The sequence below is a fragment of the Novacetimonas hansenii JCM 7643 genome (assembly GCF_000964405.1).
GTDB classification, from domain to species: domain Bacteria; phylum Pseudomonadota; class Alphaproteobacteria; order Acetobacterales; family Acetobacteraceae; genus Novacetimonas; species Novacetimonas hansenii.
This window is the reverse complement of the sequence record NZ_BANE01000190.1, coordinates 1-615: the sequence shown is the minus strand read 5'-3', so window position 1 is coordinate 615 and position 615 is coordinate 1. Positions and strand designations below refer to the sequence as shown.

Sequence of the window (615 nt, the reverse complement as noted above, 5' to 3'; positions counted from 1 at the left end):
TCCGCCTGCGTCCAGCGCAGCAGGGCGAAGACCGCACCGGGCGCGAAGCTGAGACGACGGCGATAGCGATCGATCGGGTGTGTTTCCAGAGCGTGCCCGAAGCGCAGCCACTGTTCGATGCGCTTCTCAAGCCAGGTCAGTTCGAGATGCGTCAGCACCTCGCTCGATGGGTGCGTCATGACGGCACCCCCTGCCCCATACTGCCGTATCTGCTCACCGCCATAGGATGATGCGCAGAACTGTCGGAAAATGTCGGGACAGAATCGTCTGTTTTTATGATAGTCGAAGACTCACGCGCGCGCTCCAGCGCGGTGTACAAGTACAGAATATTTATAATATTTAGTACCTTTAGAGAGCGCGAATTTCTCCTTTTATTCCAAATTGTTAGAGAGATTTCCCGTTCCTGATAGGTCGAGAATCCGATTCCTGATAGGTCGATGGACATCAGGAGTCCTCCACACGGTTATCCACAGGGCGTTGTGGATATGTTTCTTTGCTGGGATCAGGGGAGAAACGGAGCACCGGCACATTGCTGGCGTCGGTCTCCAGACGCAGGCGGTAGCCCGGCAGGGTGTCCGCCGCGATCAGACGACGGATTTCGAAAACGAACCGGGG

The 615-nt window shown here is 56.1% G+C and carries 1 protein-coding gene; it reads right to left on the bottom strand.

What is annotated here, in order from left to right; all coding sequences use genetic code 11:
- Window positions 1-179 (bottom strand): DUF2840 domain-containing protein (locus tag B7G66_RS17460; RefSeq protein WP_148424796.1); only part of this gene is annotated, 179 nt, incomplete at its 3' end.
- Window positions 180-615: the final 436 nt, after the last annotated feature.